The organism is Candidatus Kryptonium sp. (genome assembly GCA_025060635.1).
GTDB lineage: Bacteria > Bacteroidota > Ignavibacteria > Kryptoniales > Kryptoniaceae > Kryptonium.
The window spans coordinates 1-524 of the sequence record JANXBN010000144.1; the positions used below are offsets into that span (position 1 = coordinate 1).

Consider the following 524-nt stretch of genomic DNA (forward strand, 5'->3'; position numbering starts at 1 on the left):
GATGGAAAATATATTGCCTCTGGAAGTAGAGATAAGACAGTTAAACTTTGGGAAGTAAGCAGTGGAAAAAATATAAGAACATTTATAGGGCATAGTGATTATATTTACTCCGTAGCCTTTTCACCAGATGGAAAATATATTGCCTCTGGAAGCCATGATACGACAATAAAGCTTTGGGAAGTAAGCAGTGGAAAAAATATAAGAACATTTATAGGACATAGTGGCAATGTTTCCTCCATAGCCTTTTCACCAGATGGAAAATATATTGCCTCTGGTAGTGGTGATAAGACAATTAAGCTTTGGGAAGTAAGTAGTGGAAAAAATATAAGAACATTTATAGGGCATAGTGATTATATTTCCTCCATAGCTTTTTCACCAGATGGAAAATATATTGCCTCTGGATGCCAGGATAGTACGATTAAAATCTGGGAAATAAGTAGTGGAAAACAAATGAGAATATTTATAGGGCATAGTTATCATGTTTCCTCCGTAGCCTTTTCTCCTGATGGCAGGTTCATTGCCTC

Annotated in this window: 1 protein-coding gene; it reads left to right on the plus strand. The window is 36.1% G+C overall.

The window, feature by feature from the left end; all coding sequences use genetic code 11:
• A partial coding sequence (locus tag NZ923_10830; GenBank protein ID MCS7230500.1) for a WD40 repeat domain-containing protein occupies positions 1-524 on the plus strand: 524 nt, incomplete at both ends.